The following is a 21355-nucleotide window of genomic DNA, read 5'->3' as shown; positions in this document are numbered from 1 at the left end:
AAAGACAATTTCTATATTATTTCAATAGAAATTGTCTTTTTTTCACTTATCCAAGAACTTTATGTCCCGGACTCTTTCAATTTAAAATGAATTTTAATTTAACAGAAAAACGGGCCCATTAGATTAACCTTATGGGTCCGTTTCATTATAAATATTTATATAATATTTTAAAATTAATTACACATTATCATCAGTAATTTGACCAATCCAATAACTAGCTGCAAATCCAATGATTAAAGTGATGATTGAAAGTGTCCACTCAATACCAGTTTGAGGAAGACCAGGGAATACAGCATATATGGAGCCGATAACGAATCCAGTTATTAATGCGAATGTGGTATAGAAATGATGATGTAAGAAGTATTTAATAATACGACTTGATAATAAAAACCCTGCTAACACACCTAATCCTACAACAATTAATAATGGTAGGCCATCGAAATTCAATTTAACTAAATCAGCAATGGCTAACATAATTGTTCCATAAGCACCAAATACTAGTAGCATAAACGATCCGGAAATACCAGGTAATAACATTGCGCTTGAAGCACACGCACCAGCTAAGAAATATTTAATAATAAGACCGAATGATAAATCTAGTGATGTATCAGCACTTTGATTACCTGAATTCATTAATGTAATTACTACTAAAATGATAATGCCTACTACCATAATGCTATAATGTTTTGCTTTAAACGTTTTATTAAATTTTACAGTTCTTAGTAAATAAGGGATGATACCAATAATTAAACCGGTAAAGAAGAACATTGTAATTACTTGGTGATGTTCTAATAAATAATTGATTAGATTACTTAATATACCGATAGCTAAAGCCATACCTATTAAAATAGGAAGTAAAAACTTTAAACTAGGCCAAAATCGTTTTGAGAATAAGCCACTAATTGAAGAAATGAATCCATCATATATGCCTAATAGTAAGGCAATGGTTCCTCCACTTATTCCAGGAACTAAATCGCTTGTTCCCATACCAAACCCTTTTAATATATTTATCCATTTAAAATTTTGCATGAATGTCTCCTTTCAATTAAATAGCATCATAACAGAATTTTGAATAATTATAAAATATTCAGTTTGTAAAAATATAATTTTTATAAAAATCGCGCTAAATTAATAACATTTGTGTCGGAAATATTTCTATTGAGAACAATAAGCCTTTGATTATCAGTTGCGAGAAAAAATTGAGTATCAAATAAAAATTATTTTAGATAGATAATCACTATAATTTAGAGTTTTAATAAGTTTATATTAAGGGCTATTTACGTTATAATGAAGTGTATTAAAGTACACAAAGTCTTTTTGACTACAAATTAAAATTATTATAAACTAGTTAAGAAAACTTTATATTTTACGGAGGGAATATAAATGTCATCAACATTAGAAATTAAAGACCTACATGTGTCTATTGAAGATAAAGAAATTTTAAAAGGTGTTAATTTAACTATTAATACAGGTGAGATACATGCAATTATGGGACCAAATGGTACTGGTAAATCAACATTATCATCAGCGATTATGGGACATCCATCATACGAAGTAACTCAAGGTGAAGTGTTACTAGATGGCGTTAATATTTTAGAATTAGAAGTTGATGAAAGAGCAAAAGCTGGTCTGTTCTTAGCAATGCAATATCCATCAGAAATTACTGGTGTGACAAATGCTGACTTCATGCGTTCAGCTATTAACGCGAAACGTGAAGAAGGACAAGAAATCAACTTAATGCAATTTATCAAAAAATTAGATAAAGAAATGGATTTCTTAGATATCGATAAAGATATGGCACAACGTTACTTAAATGAAGGTTTCTCTGGCGGTGAGAAAAAACGTAACGAAATCTTACAATTAATGATGTTAGAACCAAAATTTGCCATCCTAGATGAAATCGACTCAGGTTTAGACATTGACGCATTAAAAGTTGTATCTAAAGGTATCAACGAAATGCGTGGCGAAGAATTTGGTGCTTTAATGATTACACACTATCAACGTTTATTAAACTACATCACACCAGACAAAGTACATGTTATGTACGGTGGTAAAGTAGTTAAATCAGGAGGTCCTGAACTAGCTAAACGTCTTGAAGAAGAAGGTTATGAATGGGTTAAAGAAGAATTCGGTGCTAAAGAATAATCTAGCAATCGTTTATTTTAAATGATGAAACTAGAAACATGGTGTTAATGTGAAACATTGCATTAATATCAACGATTAAATATGTGAGACTTAGACATCGTATAAACTTAATCATTTAAGTATACGAAATATCTACAGTCGCTAAAATTTTTCATCAAGTAGGAGGAAAAGAGAGTTATGACAACTGAAACTTTAAACATTTCTGAGGAACAACTTGTTGATTATTCTAAAGCGCACAATGAACCTTCTTGGATGGCTGAGTTACGTCAAAAAGCGTTGAAATTAACAGAAACTTTAGAAATGCCAAAACCAGATAAAACTAAATTAAGAAAATGGGACTTTGATTCATTTAAACAACATGAAGTTAAAGGTCAATCTTTCAGTAATTTATCAGAGCTTCCAGAAGCTATTAAAAAAATTATAGACGTTGAAAACACTAAAAATTTAGTTGTTCAACATAATAATGCTTTAGCTTATACTCAAGTATCAGATCAAGCACAAAAAAATGGTGTGATAATTGAAGGATTATCAGAAGCTTTAATTAATCACGGGGAGTTAGTTCAAAAATATTTAATGACAGATGCAGTGAGTGTTGATGAACATCGTTTAACTGCATTGCATACAGCTTTAATTAATGGTGGCGTGTTTGTTTATGTGCCTAAAAATGTAGTTGTTGAAGATCCAATTCAATATGTTGTGTTACATGATGATGATAATGCTAGTTTCTTTAACCACGTGATCATTGTTACTGAGGAAAGCGCTGAAGTAACGTATGTTGAGAACTATTTATCAACTGCAAGTGGTGAAGGTAACCAATTAAATATTGTTTCAGAAGTTATTGCCGGTGCTAATTCAAATATCACTTATGGCTCAGTTGACTATTTAGATAAAGGATTTACTGGTCATATCATTCGTCGTGGTACTACTGCAGCAGATGCATCAATTAATTGGGCATTAGGTCTAATGAATGAAGGTAGTCAAATCATTGATAATACAACTAATTTAATTGGTGACCGTTCAACAAGTGAACTTAAATCAGTTGTTGTCGGTACTGGTGACCAAAAAATCAACTTAACATCTAAAATTGTTCAATACGGTAAAGAAACTAATGGTTACATTTTAAAACACGGCGTTATGCGTGAAAATGCATCATCTGTATTTAATGGTATTGGATATATTAAACATGGCGGTACGAAATCTATCGCTAACCAAGAGTCACGTGTCTTAATGCTTTCTGAGAATGCGAGAGGCGATGCGAATCCAATCTTATTAATTGATGAAGATGATGTAGAAGCAGGACACGCAGCGTCTGTTGGCCGAGTTGACCCTGAGCAACTTTACTACTTAATGAGTCGTGGTATTTCTCAAAAAGAAGCTGAACGATTAGTAATTCATGGTTTCTTAGATCCTGTAGTACGTGAATTACCAATTGAAGACGTTAAACGTCAATTAAGAGAAGTAATTGAACTTAAAGTAAATAAATAAACATATAAATCTAAAAGAGATTTTTAATATTAGAAAGGTCGTGAAAAAAGTGGCCGAAACTTCATTAAATGTTGAGGAAATCATCAAAGATTTTCCAATATTAGATCAAAAAGTTAATGGAAAAAGATTAGCATACCTTGATTCTACAGCTACCAGTCAAACACCTGTTCAAGTGTTGAACGTATTGGATGATTATTATAAACGTTATAATTCAAATGTACACCGTGGTGTTCATACACTTGGTTCACTTGCTACTGACGGATACGAAGGTGCTCGTGAGACTGTAAGACGTTTCATTAACGCTAAATACTTTGAAGAAGTCATCTTTACTAGAGGAACAACTGCAGCAATTAATATTGTTGCGCGCAGTTACGGAGATGCCAATGTTGAAGAAGGCGACGAAATTGTTGTTACTGAAATGGAGCACCATGCCAATATTGTTCCATGGCAACAATTAGCTAAACGTAAAAATGCCTCATTAAAATTCATTCCTATGACAGATGAGGGTGAATTAAGACTTGAGGATGTTAAAGCGACAATAAATGATAATACTAAAATTGTAGCGATTGCACATGTATCTAATGTGTTAGGTACAATTAATGATATCAAAGAAATCGCTAAAGTTGCTCATGAGCATGGTGCAATTATTAGTGTCGATGGTGCACAATCAGCACCTCACATGAAAATAGATGTTCAAGATTTAGACGCTGATTTCTTCAGTTTCAGTGGTCATAAAATGTTAGGACCTACTGGCATCGGTGTGTTATATGGTAAACGTGATTTATTAAAAGAAATGGAACCAGCTGAATTTGGTGGAGATATGATTGACTTTGTAAGTAAATATGACGCTACATGGGCAGATTTACCTACTAAATTTGAAGCTGGTACACCTATTATCGCTCAAGCAATTGGATTAGGTGAAGCCATTCGCTACATTGAGAAATTAGGCTTTGATGCTATTCATGAACATGAAAAAGCATTAACAGAATACGCCTATGAACAAATGTCATCTATTGAAGGACTTGAAATTTATGGTCCTCCAAAAGAACGTCGTGCCGGTGTTATCACATTTAATTTGGCTGATATCCACCCACATGATGTTGCTACAGCAGTAGATACAGAAGGTGTTGCTGTAAGAGCTGGACACCATTGTGCACAACCGTTAATGAAATGGTTGAATGTATCATCTACTGCACGTGCAAGCTTCTATGTATACAATACTAAAGAAGATGTAGACCAACTTGTTGAAGCATTGAAACAAACGAAGGAGTTTTTCTCTTATGAATTTTAATAATTTAGATCAACTTTATCGATCTGTAATTATGGATCATTATAAGAATCCTAGAAATAAAGGCGTTTTGGACAATGGCTCAATGACTGTAGACATGAACAATCCTACTTGCGGTGACCGCATTAGATTAACGTTTGATATTGAAAACGGCATTATTAATGATGCTAAATTCGAAGGAGAAGGTTGTTCTATTTCGATGTCTAGTGCATCTATGATGACTGAAGCGGTAAAAGGTCATTCTCTAGGTGAAGCAATGCAAATGAGTCAAGAATTTACTAAGATGATGCTTGGTGAAGACTATGAAATCACTGAAGAAATGGGAGATATTGAAGCACTACAAGGTGTATCTCAATTCCCAGCACGCATCAAGTGTGCAACATTAGCCTGGAAAGCACTTGAAAAAGGAACAGTTGAAAAGGAAGGTAAAGCAGAAGGTACGACAGAAGAGTAAACTTTAGTCGTATGTGAAACTTTATAGTGATGATAGATAGCAATTTCTAAAGTCCAACTTTAACTTTTTACACTTTTGACTTTTTATGAAGGTTGCATATTGTTACAATGGCAATAGACAATAATGAATATTAAAAATCTCACGCACGTCGTTTTAAATATATTTAAGGAGTGATTGAAATGGCTAAAAAAGCACCTGATGTTGGAGATTATAAATATGGTTTCCACGATGAGGATGTTTCCATTTTCAGATCAGAACGTGGTTTAACAGAAAATATCGTTAGAGAAATTTCAAAAATGAAGGAAGAGCCTGAATGGATGCTCGACTTCAGATTAAAAGCTTTAAAATTATTCTACAAAATGCCAATGCCTCAATGGGGTGGCGATTTATCAGAATTAAACTTTGATGACATCACATACTACGTTAAACCTTCAGAGCATACTCAACGTTCATGGGACGAGGTGCCTGAAGAAATTAAACGTACATTTGATAAATTAGGTATTCCAGAAGCTGAACAAAAATATTTAGCAGGTGTTTCTGCTCAATATGAATCAGAAGTTGTATATCATAATATGGAAAAAGAATTAGAAGAAAAAGGTATCATCTTTAAAGATACTGATAGTGCTTTACGTGAAAACGAAGAACTATTTAAAGAATACTTTGCTTCTGTTGTTCCAGCAGCTGATAACAAATTCGCAGCATTAAACTCAGCAGTATGGTCAGGTGGTTCATTCATCTATGTACCTAAGAATGTTAAATTAGATACACCATTACAAGCATACTTCCGTATTAACTCAGAGAACATGGGTCAATTCGAACGTACATTAATTATTGCTGATGAAGGTGCTTCAGTAAACTACGTTGAAGGTTGTACTGCACCTGTTTATACAACAAGTTCATTACACTCAGCAGTAGTTGAAATCATCGTTCATAAAGATGCACACGTACGTTATACTACAATTCAAAACTGGGCTAACAACGTTTATAACTTAGTTACAAAACGTACGTTTGTTCATGAGAATGGTAACATGGAATGGGTTGACGGTAACTTAGGTTCTAAGTTAACGATGAAATATCCAAACTGTGTTCTTTTAGGTGAAGGTGCGAAAGGTAGTACATTATCTATCGCCTTTGCTGGTAAAGGTCAAGTACAAGATGCTGGTGCTAAAATGATTCATAAAGCACCAAACACATCTTCAACAATCGTATCTAAATCTATTTCTAAAAATGGTGGTAAAGTTATTTATCGTGGTATCGTTCACTTCGGACGTAAAGCGAAAGGTGCACGTTCTAATATTGAATGTGATACTTTAATTTTAGATAACGAATCTACTTCAGATACTATTCCTTATAATGAAGTATTCAATGACAATATTTCATTAGAACATGAAGCGAAAGTTTCTAAAGTATCAGAAGAACAATTATTCTACTTAATGAGCCGTGGTATTTCAGAAGAAGAAGCGACAGAAATGATCGTTATGGGCTTCATTGAACCATTCACTAAAGAATTACCAATGGAATACGCAGTAGAAATGAACCGCTTAATCAAATTTGAAATGGAAGGTAGTATCGGTTAATTTTAACTCATACTATTAACTTTTTCTTAATAACAATCACAAGTACCAAAGTGTTCTAACTAAGTGAATGCTTTGGTGCTTTTTTATATCTCAAAATAGTTAACACTTATTTATATTAATTATTTATTTTTATTATGATATATTTATATATAATATTAAAAAAAGTAATTGATTTATCAAAATACATGTTTTGAGAGGACTCTACAATGTTTGACTTTTATGCGAATTGGTATTCTTTGATTATCATTATTGAATATCTTGCTATATTTTTAGGTTCAATTGGCTTAATCTTTATAGCAATGATCAGTCTAAGGCAGATTCAAAAGAAAAAGAAGATTTGGTATTTAGGAATATTTTTATTTTATTCATCATTACTTGAATTGCTAATACATTTTACAGGGGAAGATATCCATACTTACAACTTGGTTTTTGTCGCAACACTTCTTCCGTTCCTATTGATGTGTTATTTATCGAGTCATTATTTGGTAAAACGGCCATTCAAAACAAAAATAGAATTTGTGAAAACTGGACACGGTAAAACTAACAAAGTTACCAAGCAAGAAATGAAAGATATGAAAGACGAATTGCAATCGGCTAATATAATTGCATGGTCAGGTTCAATTGGAGCTGCTTTTCTAATAGTTGCTTGGTCAACTAAAGTAAGATTTATACATAGTAAGGAATGGATGATGGCGCAAGAATTGACCAAAACTACTGATAATTTGTTAGGGTTTGGAGGCTTTATGTTTTTAATCTCAGCGTTTTTAATTGTCATTTATTTCATTGTTGACGTAGTGTTATGGAATAAAAGAGGCAAATTTCCCGGTCTAGTATTTCGACCAATGATTTTGTGTTTATGGCAATTTTTATTTTTGATTTCGATTTAAAAATTAATAATTAGATAAGTATCAAATTTAGAAACTTTCCTAATTTTAAATATCTTTTTGAAATACATAAATATGTGATGTCTGCATAATTAAATAATTATCTTTTTAACAAGTGCACTATTGTAAAATCATCATTTTATAAGCAAGGCTAACTTTACATAAGTTCAGTCCTTGCTTTTATTTTTTCAAAAATTAGCAAAGTTTACTGAAAATGGGAGTAGGGAATACTTTGAATAATTATTTAAGAGAAATAAGCATAGTAATTACCCTAAAATAAAGAAAAGGTGATTTTAAATGTGGTATAACAATCAACTAACGCAATCTTTAAATATTCAATATCCTATTATTCAAGCAGGTATGGCTGGTAGTACAACTGCGGAACTTGTTGCAACTGTAAGTAATAAAGGTGGTTTAGGCTGTATTGGAGCGGGCTACTTTACTACAAAAAAGTTAGAGCAAGAAATTCAAAAAGTGCAAGGATTAACATCACAACCATTTGGTGTGAATTTGTTTGTACCAAGTCATCAATCATACACTAATGAACAAGTCGAACATATGAATGCTTGGCTGAAACCCTATCGTAAGGCATTAAATCTTGAAGAGCCAGTAGTCAATATTTCTGAAGAACAACAATTTAAAAGTGCAATTCAAACTGTGATTAAATATAGAGTACCAGTATGTTGTTTCACCTTTGGTATCCCGTCAAAAGAAATCATTGAACAATTAAAAGGTGCTAAAATTACTTTAATTGGTACAGCTACTACTGTAGATGAGGCAATTGCAAATGAGCATGCAGGTATGGATATTGTAGTTGCTCAAGGCAGTGAAGCAGGTGGACATAGGGGGTCATTTTTAACAACCAACAATCAGCGTGAACCGCTCATAGGAACAATGAGTTTAATACCACAGATAGTTGATCATGTATCGATACCAGTTGTTGCTGCAGGTGGTGTTATGGATGGTCGTGGTATATTAGCTAGTCAGATACTAGGTGCACAAGGTGTACAAATGGGAACCGCTTTCTTAACTACTGAAGAAAGTGGAGCAAATCAATTAGTTAAACAAGCAGTGCTTCATAGTAAAGAGACTGATACAATAGTCACTGACGTATTTAGTGGTAAATCAGCACGCGGTATCAACAATGAATTTGTAGAGACGATGAAACAATACGAAGGGAACATACCGCCATATCCTGTACAAAATCAACTAACTAATTCTATTAGAAAGACAGCCGCTTCCACAGGGCATCGTGAATGGACGCATATGTGGAGTGGTCAATCGCCACGTTTAGCTACGTCACAACATGTCAATCAATTGATGGATCGACTTGTTGAACAAGTAAAAACATTATTAACGGTTGTTCGATGATTTTTAGAAAAATAGAGTGTGCATGAGAATGCAACATTTCCGAAAATAATAAGATAATGTAAAGATGATATAGAACAAGTGATATCATAAAATTGAATATGGTATCATATAGCTGGTGATAAAAATGATAAATATAGGTCTTACTGGATGGGGAGATCACGATTCTTTATATGAGGATTTAGAACGACAATCAGATAAGTTGCAAACATACGCTAGTCACTTTCCAATCGTTGAACTTGATGCATCTTACTACGCCATCCAACCTGAAAGAAATATCATGAAATGGATTAAAGAAACACCTGATCGTTTTGAATTTATAGTGAAGATTCATCAAGCACTTACACTACATGCAGATTATAAAGATTACGCAGAAACAAGAAGTGAATTATTCGAGCAATTCAAACAAATGCTACAACCACTTATAGATCATCACAAACTAGCTATGGTCTTAGTTCAATTTCCACCTTGGTTTGATTGTACGGCACAAAATATCAAATATATCTTGTATGTTCGTCAACAATTGGATGATGTACCGATTTGTGTCGAGTTTCGACATCAATCATGGTTTAACGATCAATTTAAGGAACAAACGCTGTCATTTTTAACTGAGCACCACATTATCCATTCAGTAGTAGATGAGCCACAAGTGCGCGAAGGCTCAATACCACTAGTTAATCGTATTACTACTGAGACGGCTTTTGTACGCTATCATGGAAGAAATAGACAAGGCTGGACCAAAAAAGACATGACCGACCAAGAGTGGCGTGATGTGAGATACTTATATAACTACAACAAAGAAGAGCTTACCGATTTAGCTAATAAAGTTAGAATTATAGAACAAAAAGCTAAAAAGGTTTATGTCGTATTTAATAATAACTCGGGTGGGCATGCTGCTCAAAACGCTAAAACATATCAGGATATGTTAGATATTGAATACACAGGTTTAGCTCCGCAACAATTAAAATTATTCTAAGAGGCGAAATATAATGTTAGTGACAATTATTTTATTAGTGCTTATCGGCCTTTTCTCTGCTATTTTAGGGTCATTAGTAGGTATTGGTGGTGGGATCATTATTGTTCCAACACTGGTATACTTGGGCGTTACACACGATGTTTTACATGGTATTACACCACAAATAGCGATAGGAACATCATCGGTGATTCTAATCGTCACAGGCTTATCTTCATCCTTAGGCTACTTAAAGACGAAGCAGGTAGATATTAAAAATGGTTCTATCTTCTTGTTTGGATTATTACCAGGTTCATTGTTAGGTTCGTTTTTAAGTAGATATCTTACTTTAGAGTCTTTCAATTTATACTTCGGTATTTTTATGATTATTGTTTCAATTATTTTAATGGTGAGACATAAAATCAAACCGTTTAAGATTTTTGATAAAGAGAAATATCGTAAAACGTATGTTGATTCTGAAGGAAAGACATATCACTATAGCGTACCACCTTTATTTGCATTTGTTGCGACACTGTTCATTGGTATTTTAACAGGTCTATTCGGAATTGGTGGTGGCGCATTAATGACACCACTAATGTTAATTGTTTTCAGATTTCCACCACACGTTGCAGTTGGTACAAGCATGATGATGATTTTCTTTTCAAGTGTTATGAGTTCTATAGGTCACATTTTACAAGGACATGTTGCATGGTCATATTCTATAATTCTTATTATTTCAAGTTATATCGGCGCCCAAATTGGAGTACGTGTTAACCACTCGATTAAATCTGAAACTGTTGTAACGCTATTACGTACGGTTATGTTGATAATGGGTGTATACTTAATTATTAAATCTTTTCTTTAAATAAATATAGGGGGAATTTAAGTGAAGTTAACCATTTTTCACACGAACGATATTCATAGTCATTTAAACGAATATGCACGTATAACATCTTATATGGCAGAACATAGACCCAAACTTCAACATCCCTCACTCTATTTAGATATAGGCGACCATGTGGATTTATCAGCACCAGTGACTCAAGCAACGATAGGTCGCAAGAATATCGACTTGCTTAATGAGGCTCAGTGTGATATTGCGACGATAGGTAATAATGAAGGTATGACCATCTCTCATGAAGCATTAAATAATTTATATAATAATGCGACATTTAACGTCATTTGTACAAATGTTATCGATGAAGAAGGGAAGTTACCTCATAACATAGCCTCATCATGTATTAAAGAAATTGAAGGCGTACGTATTTTATTTGTAGCGGCAACAGCACCTTTCACACCATTTTACAGAGCTCTTGATTGGATTGTAACGGATCCTTTAGAAGCGATTAAAGATGAAATCGCTAATCAACAGGGTAATTATGATGTACTTATTGTGATGAGTCATGTAGGCATCTTTTTTGATGAAAAGTTATGCCAAGAGATTCCTGAAATTGATGTGATTTTTGGGAGTCATACACACCATCATTTTGATGAGGGTGAAATGAATAATGGCGTACTTATGGCAGCTGCTGGTAAATATGGTTATTATTTAGGTGAAGTTAATTTAACTATTGAAAATAAAAAGGTTGTTAGTAAAGAAGCGATTATTTATCCGGTTGAAACATTACCTATGGTTGAAACAGATTATGAGTCAGAAGGAAAGGCATTGATGAGTGAACCGGTGATTGATTATCCTATCAACTTAAATAGTAAAACAGATGTCATTACTAAAACGACTTATTTATTAGCTGAAAGTGTATTTGAATTTACTAATACAGATTGTACTATCATAAATGCTGGTTTAATTGTAAAAGGAATTGAAGCGGATAGACTAACGGAATATGATATTCATAAAATGTTGCCACATCCAATTAATCTAGTGCGCGTACGTTTGACAGGTAGTGAATTGAAAAAAGTAATTGAAAAAAGTCAGAAGCAAGAATATATGCATGAACATGCTCAAGGACTAGGTTTTAGAGGAGATATATTTGGAGGCTATATTTTATATAATTGCGGTTTTATCCAGTCAGAAAATAGATTCTTTGTTAATGGTGAAGCGGTAGTTGATGATAAAATATACACTTTAGGAACAGTTGATATGTATACGTTTGGTAGATATTTCCCTATATTGAAAGGGAAGTCAATTGATTATATTATGCCTCAGTTCCTTAGAGATATCTTTAAAGATAAGTTATTGAGACTGCAATAGAATAACACAAATAAATTATGTATAGAATAGAATTAAATTCAAGGTTGAAATTTGTGGTTTATTACGTTTTAATTTAATGTAAATTTCGTTATAATAGGAAAAGATATATTATACAGGAGGGTATACGTGGTTATGGCTACTAAAAATGAAGAAATCTTACGTAAACCAGATTGGTTGAAAATTAAGCTTAACACGAACGAAAACTATATTGGCCTCAAGAAGATGATGCGTGAAAAGAACTTACACACTGTTTGCGAAGAAGCAAAGTGTCCAAATATACATGAATGTTGGGGTGCTAGACGTACTGCTACATTTATGATTTTAGGTGCAGTATGTACAAGAGCATGTCGTTTCTGTGCAGTTAAAACTGGATTACCTAATGAACTAGACTTAAATGAACCAGAACGTGTTGCAGAATCAGTTGAGTTAATGAATTTAAAACACGTTGTTATCACTGCAGTTGCACGTGATGACTTAAGAGATGCAGGTTCTAACGTATATGCTGAAACAGTACGTAAAGTACGTGAACGTAATCCATTCACTACAATTGAAATCTTACCATCAGACATGGGTGGTGACTATGAAGCACTTGAAACATTAATGGCTTCTAAACCTGATATCTTAAACCATAATATCGAAACAGTACGTCGTTTAACACCAAGAGTTCGTGCACGTGCAACATATGAAAGAACATTAGAGTTCTTACGTCGTTCTAAAGAATTGCAACCAGATATTCCTACTAAATCAAGCTTAATGGTTGGTTTAGGAGAAACGATTGAAGAGATTTATGAAACAATGGATGATCTTCGTGCAAATGATGTAGACATTTTAACAATTGGTCAATATTTACAACCATCACGTAAGCATTTAAAAGTTGAAAAATACTATACACCATTAGAATTTGGTAAATTAAGAAAAGTAGCTATGGACAAAGGTTTTAAACACTGTGAAGCTGGCCCAATGGTACGTAGTTCTTATCATGCCGACGAACAAGTAAATGAAGCGGCTAAAGAAAAACACCGTCTAGGTGAAGAAAAATTACAACAAAATTAATTTGAACAATTAAACAGTTTAGATTAAGTTTTTAGAGACTTAGGTTGCACATTTTAAATTGAATTGTGTAATCTAAGTTTTTATTATACGAGTTAAAGGTGACAAATTATGATTAAGATAGGTCAACAATATTTTGAAATCATTGAAGAATATAGATCATGCTTTGATGAAGAATTATTTGCATCGAGATATTCAGATATATTAGATAAGTATGATTTTATTGTAGGGGATTTTGGATATGATCAGCTACGATTAAAAGGTTTTTATAAGGATACGAATAAAAAAGCTGAAATCACGAAACGTTTTTCGAGTATTCAAGATTATATATTAGAATATTGCAATTTCGGTTGTCCTTATTTTGTATTACGTCATTTATCTAACAAAGAGGTACAACAATTAAATCATGATGAAGAGGATGTTATTTTGTCTGATTCTGAAGATAAATTACATGATGTTAAAATTAAACCTACCATTCAGGAAGTTAAGCACCAAGATGAGTAACTATATAATAAATAAAATGAGCTGTGAAGAAATCTAAGATAAGGGATTTTTTCACAGCTTTTAAAATAGTAATTATTGAATGACTTGATTAAGATATTCAATGATTTCATCACTTTCTTCTTGACTCACACCTAAAATATGCGCGATATATCCTTCTTCTTCAATATCATCTGTCCCGATAATACCGAATTTGTTTGTTTGCATATTTAGCACAAGTGTCTTACCGTAATGACGATCTGTTTGAACGTGCATTAAATCATATCGGCTATGTTCACCTACAAAGCCTACAAACTGTACTTGGCTTTGTTCTTCATCATCATATAAGTACATATCTATCATAAGAGTAGAACTCCTTTTATCTTGTATTTTTAATTAAGTATAACGACAAATGAAGACCTATGCAAAACTGTGATATGATAGACATATTAAGAGGTGAAGGATATGTATTTTGTAGATAAAGATCAGCTTACTTTAAAATTAACTTACTTAAATCAATTAATTAAAGATTATGAATCGAATAAAGGAAATCATTATGCATTTGAACGTATCGCACAAATGTTAATTGAATCATCTGTGGATATAGGTAATATGATTATTGATGGTTTTATCTTGAGAGATCCAGGAAATTATAAAGATGTCATTGATATTCTTGAACTAGAAGGTGTTATTTCGAAATCTACTCAACAACATGTTAATGAAACAGTTGACGTTAGAAAGCAGTTCGCACACCATTATACAGAACTTGATAACAGCAAGATTCAGCCATTATTTGACGAGGCTTTGCTTTATTATGAACAGTTTATTCAAGAGGTAACTCTGTTCCTTGAGAAAGAGAATGTTCCAGTTACCGCTTTTGGAAAAGGAGACAACAAGTAATGAAGAATTATAAAGGTTATTTAATCGACTTAGATGGAACTATGTATCTAGGTACAGATGAAATCGATGGTGCAGCACAATTTATTGATTACTTAAACAATCATCAAATCCCGCATTTATATGTTACAAACAACTCTACAAAGACGCCTGAAGAGGTAACGCAAAAATTAAAAGAAATGAATATTGATGCGAAACCTGAGGAAGTTGTAACATCTGCCTTAGCAACAGCAAATTATATTTCAGATGAGAAAAGTGATGCTACGGTATACATGCTTGGCGGCAATGGCTTACGCACAGCTCTAACTGAAGCTGGATTAACTGTAAAAGATGATGAAAACGTTGATTATGTTGCGATTGGTTTAGATGAAAACGTTACTTACGAAAAATTAGCTGTGGCAACGCTTGCAGTACGTAAGGGTGCAAGATTTATTTCAACGAACCCTGATGTATCGATTCCTAAAGAACGTGGCTTCTTACCAGGTAATGGTGCGATTACAAGTGTAGTTAGTGTATCTACAGGTCAAGCACCACAATTTATTGGTAAACCGGAGCCAGTCATTATGGATATTGCTTTAGACATCTTGAAATTAGATAAATCAGACGTAGCAATGGTTGGCGATTTGTATGATACCGATATCATGTCTGGTATTAATGTCGGTGTTGACACAATTCATGTACAAACTGGTGTAACGACTTATGAAGAACTAAAAGAAAAAGACCAACAACCTACATATTCATTTAAAGACTTAAATGTAGCAATTTCAGAATTAGAAAAAAATGCCCAAAAATAAAAAGAGGGGTGGCACGACATGGTTAAAATTCTAGTCACGCGTCAAATTCCAGATCATTTCATAGAGCAATTGGAACAGTTCGGCGACGTTAAAATGTGGGAAGAAGCATTTGAACCTATGCCTAGAGAGCAATTTTTAAAAGAATTAGAAGATGTTGATGCATGTTTCATCACATTAAGTGAAAAGATTGATGCCACATGTCTTGAACATGCTAAACATGTAAAGGTAATCGCAAATATGGCAGTTGGTTTTGACAACATTGATGTTAAGTTAGCTGAAGACAAAGAAATTGTCGTTACTAATACACCTCAAGTACTTACGGAAACAACAGCCGAATTAGGATTTACGTTAATGTTAACTGTGGCACGACGTATTGTTGAAGCGGAAAAATATGTACAAGATGGCCAATGGAAAAGTTGGGGACCATACTTATTGTCAGGTAAAGATGTTCATGGTTCAACTGTAGGTATTTATGGTATGGGTGATATTGGAAAGAGCTTTGCTCGTCGACTTCAAGGATTTAATACAACTATCTTGTATCATAATCGTTCAAGACATGAAGATGCAGAATCAGAACTTAATGCAAGTTATGTATCCTTTGATACATTATTAGAAGAGAGTGATTTTGTCGTTTGTACTGCTCCATTGACGCCTGAAACTGAGAATAAGTTTAATAAAGATGCATTTTCTAAAATGAAAAACGATGCAATCTTTATTAATATCGGTCGCGGTGCTATTGTAGACGAGGATGCTCTAATTGATGCATTGAACAATCATGAAATTGGTGGATGTGGTTTAGACGTCTTACGTGAGGAACCTATTAAACTTGATCACCCTCTCTTGAAAATGGAGAAAGCAGTCATATTACCGCATATAGGTAGTGCTTCTGTAGCAACTAGAGATCGAATGATTCAATTATGTGTTGATAACATTGTTGCGATATTAAAAGGTGAAAAACCGTTGACTCCTATTACTAATAAATAAATTTTAAAGAACTTCTAACGTTTAGGTAAAGATTTAACCATGAACGATAGAGGTTCTTTTATTATAACTAACAGTTTTGTTATACCGTATGTAATTGTTAAGCTAACTATTTGGTACTAATATAATTATTGTCATTTGAATTCATCATTGCCACTAATGCAGTGTTGTTGATAGTAACATTAACGCATAAAATCTTATTAATTTTTTTAAGTGTTAATTTAGTATCATTAGCACAATAGTTTGAAGTGGAAAATTTAATTTGCCTTAAAATCAAATTTTAATTATAATAAGATGAATGTATAATATATAAAAATTATATTTAATGAATTTTGTTTTGTTTTCGGGAATTCGGTTTTAACTCAGGAGTAAGACTAATACTTCACTCCGATATTTGAAATGATAGTGAGGTGCAATAGTGCATTGAAAGAGAATAATCATAAGATGATGCAATATTATGAGAAAGCTAAACCTTATTTATTAACACTTTTATATTTAGCGATATTTATTGCGCTGTACCTAATTTATGGTTCCGGCGATACACATAATAATTTCATTTACAATGAATTTTAATAAGGAGTCTAATTATGACAGATATCATAAATTTAATAAATGACTTCGGTCAAAGTAATCCTGAACGTGTAGCAGTTAGACATAAAGATGAAGAATTAACATATCAACAATTAATGGATGAATCTAGTAAATTAGCGCATCTATTACAAGATAATCATAAGCCGTTAATCGTTTATGGACATATGTCACCTTACATGTTAGTAGGAATGATAGGTGCTATCAAAGCAGGTTGTGGCTATGTACCTATTGACACTTCAGTACCAAGTGAACGTGTGAATATGATTATAAATAAAGTACAACCGGACATTATATTTAACACATCAGATACACAATTAAATCATTCCAATATACAAGAACTTACAATTCAAAGTATCCAAGATTCTGATAATCCAACACTATTTGACAGTCAAATGGGATTAACGGATGTTGTATATACTATTTTTACATCTGGTTCAACAGGTGAGCCTAAAGGTGTTCAGATCGAATATGCAAGTTTAATAGAATTTGCAGAATGGATGGTATCACTTAATGAATCAGAAGGTTCACAAGAGTGGTTAAATCAAGCACCATTCTCGTTCGATTTATCAGTCATGGCAATTTATCCTTGTTTAACATCAGGTGGCACACTTAATTTAGTAGATAAAGAAATGATCAATAAACCTAAATTACTCAATGAAATGTTAGTTAATACACCAATCAATGCATGGGTATCTACACCATCATTTATGGAAATGTGCTTGCTATTACCTAACCTTAACGAATCAAGTTACCCAAGCTTGAATCATTTCTTCTTCTGTGGAGAAATCTTACCTCATAGAACTGCGAAAGCACTTTTAGATAGATATCCAAGTGCAGTGGTTTATAACACGTATGGACCTACGGAAGCGACAGTAGCTGTTACAGGTATTAAATTGACACCTGAAGTAATTGAAGCTTATAACCCGCTACCTGTTGGTGTTTCAAGACCTAACACATCATTGTTTACAACAGACGAAGGCGAACTTGTTATTAAAGGTAATAGTGTTAGTCTTGGGTATTTAGATAACAAAGAAAAAACCGATGCGGTATTTAACTTTGAAGATGGACTTCGTATATATCATACGGGTGATAAAGCCATCGAGAAAGATGGACAATGGTTCATTCAAGGAAGAATTGATTTCCAAATTAAACTTAACGGTTACCGAATGGAATTGGAAGAAATTGAAACGCAACTTAGACAATCAGAGTTTGTTAGAGAAACTGTTGTCGTTCCAGTATATAAAAATAATAAAGTAATACATTTAATCGGTGCTGTCGTTCCGACTGAAGAAGTTAGAGATGATTTAGAAATGACAAGACAAATTAAATCTGAACTAAAATCTCGCTTACCTGAATATATGATTCCGAGAAAATTTGTTTGGATGAAACAGTTACCATTAACGTCAAACGGAAAGCTTGATCGTAAACAAGTCGCAGAGGATATTAACGCATGATTCCATATGGCACGTTTACCTTCTTCTTAGTTGCAATTATAGTACTTTTACCAGTCATCATACTCGGATTTTTAGGTAAGCGAAGCTATATTTATAACGGTTTAAGTACTGCAATTATGATTGTCGTCATCTTTTCATCAGATAAACATAATTTATTCGGTAATAAATATTTAAGTATTCAACTCATTAGTTTTGTAATTTATCTCATATGGCAAGTGTTATTAATCATGGGATATTATAAATCAAGACAGAAGAGTAATACATTTAGCAAATTTGTCATTGTTATGATTTTATCCATTTTGCCATTAGCGATAGTTAAAGTATTACAAAGCTCATGGTTAGGTGGTCAACAAATTCATTTCCATGAACACAAGCTTATAGAATTTGTAGGTTTCCTAGGTATTTCTTATGTAACGTTTAAAAGTGTGCAATTAATTATGGAGATTCGAGATGGATCTATTAAAGAGATCAAAGTTGGGAAATTATTCCAATTCATTTCTTTCTTCCCAACGGTGTCTTCAGGGCCAATTGATCGCTATAAACGTTTTGTTAAAGACGATAAAAAGGTTCCTACAAGTGAACAATATAGGGAGATGGTTGCCAAAGCGATACATATGATTATGCTAGGATTCTTGTACAAGTATATTATCGCTTATTTAATCAATGTTTATGCCATTCTTCCATTATTAATGAATCTAGACGGATTTATGCATAAATGGCTATATATGTATGCTTACAGCTTCTATTTATTCTTTGATTTCGCTGGATATAGCTTGTTTGCTGTAGCAGTAAGTTATTTATATGGTATTAATACACCGCCTAACTTCAAGCAACCTTTCAAAGCAAAAAATATTAAAGATTTCTGGAATAGATGGCATATGTCATTATCATTCTGGTTTAGAGATTGTATTTATATGCGTACATTATTCTATATGTCACGTAAAAAAACATTTAAAAGTCAATTTGCGATGTCTAATTTCGCATTCTTCTTAAACTTCTTTATCATGGGTGTGTGGCATGGTTTAGAGTTATTCTATATCGTTTATGGTATTTACCATGGACTAATGTTTATTGGTTATGGTTACTATGAACGTTGGAGAAAGAAACATCCACCACGTTGGCAAAATGGTTTTACTAAAGCGTTGAGTATTATCATTACTTTCCATTTTGTAGCATTTGGATTTTTAATCTTTTCAGGAAAATTAATTTAAAAGGAGTCATAAATTATGGAATTTAAAGAACAAGTATTAGATTTATTAGCTGATGTGGCAGAAAATGATGTTGTAAAAGAGAACCCTGATGTCGAAATATTCGAAGAGGGTATTATTGATTCATTCCAAACGGTAGGTTTATTACTTGAGATTCAAAACAGATTAGGCATTGAAGTATCTATCATGGATTTCGATCGTGATGAGTGGGCAACTCCAAACAAAATTGTTGAAGCATTAGAAGAATTACGATGAAATTAAAACCATTTTTACCAATTATTATTAGCGGCATTTTATTTCTAGCCTTCGTATTAATGCCTGCTAGCTGGTTTACTGGATTAGTTACAAACAAGGCTGTCGCTAATAATAGAATATCTTTAACCGATCAAGTTCTTAAAGGTACGCTCATTCAAAATAAACTATTTAGTAGTGATAAATATTATCCAATATATGGGTCAAGTGAACTTAACAAGTTAGATCCATTTAACCCTGCGCTTGCGTTAAATCATAGAAAAAATACTAAACCAATTTTTCTAATTGGTACGGGTGGTAATACAGATTTAATCAATGCAATTGAATTAGCTGGTCAATATGATCAACTAAAAGGGAAAAAGATGACATTTATTATTTCACCACAATGGTTTAGTACACATGGTGTTAATGATCGTGATTTTGCAGCACGTACAACACCAAATCAAATTAATCAGTTATTTCAACAAAAAGATATGCCTTCAGAATTAAAAGAGAGATACGCCAAACGCTTATTACACTTTAAAAGTGCGTCGAATAAAGAATTCTTGAAAGACGTCGTAAATAATCACGGTGAAGTAGATGGTAACTATGTTTCTCGTTTTAAAGAGAATCAGTTATTAAAAATTGAAGCGATTAAAACTTACTTCTCATTAGATAAGTCGCCATTATCACATGTGAAACCTGTGACTGAGCCAAATGTATCATGGCAGGAAATGCAAGATAAAGCTGTGACGTTAGGTGAGAAACGCTCATCATCAAATAATTATGGAATACGTAATGAATATTGGGAAAAACTTATACATAAAAAGCCAATGAATCATCGTAAATATGAGTTTAAAATGAACTCTCCAGAATTTAATGATTTATCATTGTTAGTGGATACAATGCATAATGCAAGTGCAGACGTACAATATGTTATTTTACCGGTGAATGGTAAATGGTATGACCACTTAGGTATTGAACGCTCAACAAGAGAACCAGTCTATAAGAAAATACATCAAACTGTAGTAGCACATGGTGGTAAGGTGTATGATATGTCAGATAAAGATTATGAGAAATATGTCCTTAGTGATGTCGTTCACGTAGGTTGGAAAGGTTGGGCTCACATGAACCAACATATTGTTCAACATATGAAGGATGACAAAAACGAGCATAACAAAGATCATAACAAACAACATGAACACCAATAATTAACAAAAGCACCAACGGGTCCGGGACATAAAGTTCTTGGATAAGTGAAAAAAGACAATTTCTATTGAAATAATATAGAAATTGTCTTTTTTATA

The 21355-nt window shown here is 32.9% G+C and carries 22 protein-coding genes; 20 read left to right on the top strand and 2 right to left on the bottom strand.

Annotation, left to right across the window (positions count from 1 at the left end):
- Positions 1-177: 177 nt before the first annotated feature.
- A complete protein-coding gene (gene popT / locus AC1RRU_RS11720) occupies positions 178-1029 on the bottom strand; it encodes a polyprenyl-phosphate transporter PopT (protein WP_011276305.1) in 852 nt (283 codons plus the stop codon).
- Positions 1030-1383: 354 nt separating this feature from the next.
- Between popT and sufC the strand changes: the two genes are divergently transcribed.
- The 12 genes from sufC (at position 1384) to AC1RRU_RS11660 (ending at position 13916) form a co-directional block, all read left to right on the top strand.
- Complete coding sequence (sufC, locus tag AC1RRU_RS11715) at positions 1384-2145, top strand: Fe-S cluster assembly ATPase SufC (protein ID WP_011276304.1); 762 nt, start codon at positions 1384-1386, stop codon at positions 2143-2145.
- A 177-nt stretch (positions 2146-2322) separates the two neighbouring features.
- Positions 2323-3630: a Fe-S cluster assembly protein SufD gene (sufD, locus tag AC1RRU_RS11710; protein WP_493196594.1), complete on the top strand. Its 1308-nt coding sequence runs from the start codon at positions 2323-2325 to the stop codon at positions 3628-3630.
- A gap of 40 nt (positions 3631-3670) precedes the next feature.
- Positions 3671-4921, top strand: a complete 1251-nt coding sequence (locus AC1RRU_RS11705) for a cysteine desulfurase (RefSeq protein WP_172458783.1) — start codon at positions 3671-3673, stop codon at positions 4919-4921.
- The gene (gene sufU, locus AC1RRU_RS11700; RefSeq protein WP_011276301.1) at positions 4911-5372 is read left to right on the top strand and encodes a Fe-S cluster assembly sulfur transfer protein SufU; all 462 of its coding nucleotides are present in this window, start codon (positions 4911-4913) and stop codon (positions 5370-5372) included. The genes AC1RRU_RS11705 and sufU overlap by 11 nt, the downstream gene beginning before the upstream one ends.
- Before the next feature lie 179 nt (positions 5373-5551).
- On the top strand, positions 5552-6949 hold the full coding sequence (gene sufB, locus AC1RRU_RS11695; protein ID WP_011276300.1) for a Fe-S cluster assembly protein SufB: 1398 nt from the start codon (positions 5552-5554) through the stop codon (positions 6947-6949).
- 206 nt (positions 6950-7155) lie between these two features.
- Positions 7156-7836, top strand: a complete 681-nt coding sequence (locus AC1RRU_RS11690; protein ID WP_011276299.1) for a hypothetical protein — start codon at positions 7156-7158, stop codon at positions 7834-7836.
- 294 nt (positions 7837-8130) lie between these two features.
- A complete protein-coding gene (locus AC1RRU_RS11685) occupies positions 8131-9204 on the top strand; it encodes an NAD(P)H-dependent flavin oxidoreductase (RefSeq protein WP_011276298.1) in 1074 nt (357 codons plus the stop codon).
- 124 nt (positions 9205-9328) lie between these two features.
- Positions 9329-10177, top strand: coding sequence for a DUF72 domain-containing protein (locus tag AC1RRU_RS11680; protein ID WP_011276297.1), 849 nt, complete (start codon positions 9329-9331; stop codon positions 10175-10177).
- A gap of 13 nt (positions 10178-10190) precedes the next feature.
- On the top strand, positions 10191-11018 hold the full coding sequence (locus AC1RRU_RS11675) for a sulfite exporter TauE/SafE family protein (protein ID WP_011276296.1): 828 nt from the start codon (positions 10191-10193) through the stop codon (positions 11016-11018).
- 21 nt (positions 11019-11039) lie between these two features.
- Complete coding sequence (locus AC1RRU_RS11670; protein ID WP_011276295.1) at positions 11040-12362, top strand: bifunctional metallophosphatase/5'-nucleotidase; 1323 nt, start codon at positions 11040-11042, stop codon at positions 12360-12362.
- A 132-nt stretch (positions 12363-12494) separates the two neighbouring features.
- Positions 12495-13415, top strand: coding sequence for a lipoyl synthase (lipA, locus tag AC1RRU_RS11665; RefSeq protein WP_029376689.1), 921 nt, complete (start codon positions 12495-12497; stop codon positions 13413-13415).
- Positions 13416-13523: 108 nt separating this feature from the next.
- Positions 13524-13916, top strand: coding sequence for a YutD family protein (locus AC1RRU_RS11660; protein ID WP_070855304.1), 393 nt, complete (start codon positions 13524-13526; stop codon positions 13914-13916).
- Positions 13917-13988: 72 nt separating this feature from the next.
- On the opposite strand, the gene AC1RRU_RS11655 is transcribed toward AC1RRU_RS11660, so the two are convergent.
- Positions 13989-14255, bottom strand: a complete 267-nt coding sequence (locus AC1RRU_RS11655) for a DUF3055 domain-containing protein (RefSeq protein WP_011276292.1) — start codon at positions 14253-14255, stop codon at positions 13989-13991.
- A 102-nt stretch (positions 14256-14357) separates the two neighbouring features.
- Between AC1RRU_RS11655 and AC1RRU_RS11650 the strand changes: the two genes are divergently transcribed.
- The 8 genes from AC1RRU_RS11650 (at position 14358) to dltD (ending at position 21259) form a co-directional block, all read left to right on the top strand.
- On the top strand, positions 14358-14792 hold the full coding sequence (locus AC1RRU_RS11650; protein WP_011276291.1) for a DUF86 domain-containing protein: 435 nt from the start codon (positions 14358-14360) through the stop codon (positions 14790-14792).
- Positions 14792-15583: a TIGR01457 family HAD-type hydrolase gene (locus tag AC1RRU_RS11645; RefSeq protein ID WP_011276290.1), complete on the top strand. Its 792-nt coding sequence runs from the start codon at positions 14792-14794 to the stop codon at positions 15581-15583. Before AC1RRU_RS11650 ends, AC1RRU_RS11645 begins: the two co-directional genes overlap by 1 nt.
- A gap of 18 nt (positions 15584-15601) precedes the next feature.
- Positions 15602-16567 carry a 2-hydroxyacid dehydrogenase gene (locus tag AC1RRU_RS11640; RefSeq protein WP_011276289.1) on the top strand — a complete coding sequence of 322 codons (966 nt, stop codon included), beginning with the start codon at positions 15602-15604 and terminating at the stop codon, positions 16565-16567.
- A 441-nt stretch (positions 16568-17008) separates the two neighbouring features.
- Entirely contained in the window at positions 17009-17137 is a 129-nt protein-coding gene (locus tag AC1RRU_RS11635; protein ID WP_160380485.1) for a teichoic acid D-Ala incorporation-associated protein DltX, read from the top strand.
- Positions 17138-17151: 14 nt separating this feature from the next.
- Entirely contained in the window at positions 17152-18609 is a 1458-nt protein-coding gene (gene dltA, locus AC1RRU_RS11630; protein WP_011276287.1) for a D-alanine--poly(phosphoribitol) ligase subunit DltA, read from the top strand.
- Positions 18606-19820, top strand: coding sequence for a D-alanyl-lipoteichoic acid biosynthesis protein DltB (gene dltB, locus AC1RRU_RS11625; RefSeq protein ID WP_011276286.1), 1215 nt, complete (start codon positions 18606-18608; stop codon positions 19818-19820). Before dltA ends, dltB begins: the two co-directional genes overlap by 4 nt.
- 15 nt (positions 19821-19835) lie before the next feature.
- Positions 19836-20072, top strand: coding sequence for a D-alanine--poly(phosphoribitol) ligase subunit 2 (gene dltC / locus AC1RRU_RS11620; protein WP_011276285.1), 237 nt, complete (start codon positions 19836-19838; stop codon positions 20070-20072).
- Complete coding sequence (gene dltD, locus AC1RRU_RS11615; RefSeq protein ID WP_011276284.1) at positions 20069-21259, top strand: D-alanyl-lipoteichoic acid biosynthesis protein DltD; 1191 nt, start codon at positions 20069-20071, stop codon at positions 21257-21259. The genes dltC and dltD overlap by 4 nt, the downstream gene beginning before the upstream one ends.
- Positions 21260-21355: the final 96 nt, after the last annotated feature.

The organism is Staphylococcus sp. GW821-FHT11H10, assembly GCF_058807855.1.
This window is presented reverse-complemented; position numbering and strand designations above follow the sequence as displayed.

Bases quoted from the DNA above. Each gene is read 5' to 3' on its own strand.
- popT (WP_011276305.1), bottom strand. From the start codon at position 1,029: ATGCAAAATTTTAAATGGATAAATATATTAAAAGGGTTTGGTATGGGA.
- sufC (WP_011276304.1), top strand. From the start codon at position 1,384: ATGTCATCAACATTAGAAATTAAAGACCTACATGTGTCTATTGAAGAT.
- sufD (WP_493196594.1), top strand. From the start codon at position 2,323: ATGACAACTGAAACTTTAAACATTTCTGAGGAACAACTTGTTGATTAT.
- sufU (WP_011276301.1), top strand. From the start codon at position 4,911: ATGAATTTTAATAATTTAGATCAACTTTATCGATCTGTAATTATGGAT.
- sufB (WP_011276300.1), top strand. From the start codon at position 5,552: ATGGCTAAAAAAGCACCTGATGTTGGAGATTATAAATATGGTTTCCAC.
- AC1RRU_RS11690 (WP_011276299.1), top strand. From the start codon at position 7,156: ATGTTTGACTTTTATGCGAATTGGTATTCTTTGATTATCATTATTGAA.
- AC1RRU_RS11685 (WP_011276298.1), top strand. From the start codon at position 8,131: ATGTGGTATAACAATCAACTAACGCAATCTTTAAATATTCAATATCCT.
- AC1RRU_RS11680 (WP_011276297.1), top strand. From the start codon at position 9,329: ATGATAAATATAGGTCTTACTGGATGGGGAGATCACGATTCTTTATAT.
- AC1RRU_RS11675 (WP_011276296.1), top strand. From the start codon at position 10,191: ATGTTAGTGACAATTATTTTATTAGTGCTTATCGGCCTTTTCTCTGCT.
- lipA (WP_029376689.1), top strand. From the start codon at position 12,495: ATGGCTACTAAAAATGAAGAAATCTTACGTAAACCAGATTGGTTGAAA.
- AC1RRU_RS11660 (WP_070855304.1), top strand. From the start codon at position 13,524: ATGATTAAGATAGGTCAACAATATTTTGAAATCATTGAAGAATATAGA.
- AC1RRU_RS11655 (WP_011276292.1), bottom strand. From the start codon at position 14,255: ATGATAGATATGTACTTATATGATGATGAAGAACAAAGCCAAGTACAG.
- AC1RRU_RS11650 (WP_011276291.1), top strand. From the start codon at position 14,358: ATGTATTTTGTAGATAAAGATCAGCTTACTTTAAAATTAACTTACTTA.
- AC1RRU_RS11645 (WP_011276290.1), top strand. From the start codon at position 14,792: ATGAAGAATTATAAAGGTTATTTAATCGACTTAGATGGAACTATGTAT.
- AC1RRU_RS11640 (WP_011276289.1), top strand. From the start codon at position 15,602: ATGGTTAAAATTCTAGTCACGCGTCAAATTCCAGATCATTTCATAGAG.
- AC1RRU_RS11635 (WP_160380485.1), top strand. From the start codon at position 17,009: ATGATGCAATATTATGAGAAAGCTAAACCTTATTTATTAACACTTTTA.
- dltA (WP_011276287.1), top strand. From the start codon at position 17,152: ATGACAGATATCATAAATTTAATAAATGACTTCGGTCAAAGTAATCCT.
- dltB (WP_011276286.1), top strand. From the start codon at position 18,606: ATGATTCCATATGGCACGTTTACCTTCTTCTTAGTTGCAATTATAGTA.
- dltC (WP_011276285.1), top strand. From the start codon at position 19,836: ATGGAATTTAAAGAACAAGTATTAGATTTATTAGCTGATGTGGCAGAA.
- dltD (WP_011276284.1), top strand. From the start codon at position 20,069: ATGAAATTAAAACCATTTTTACCAATTATTATTAGCGGCATTTTATTT.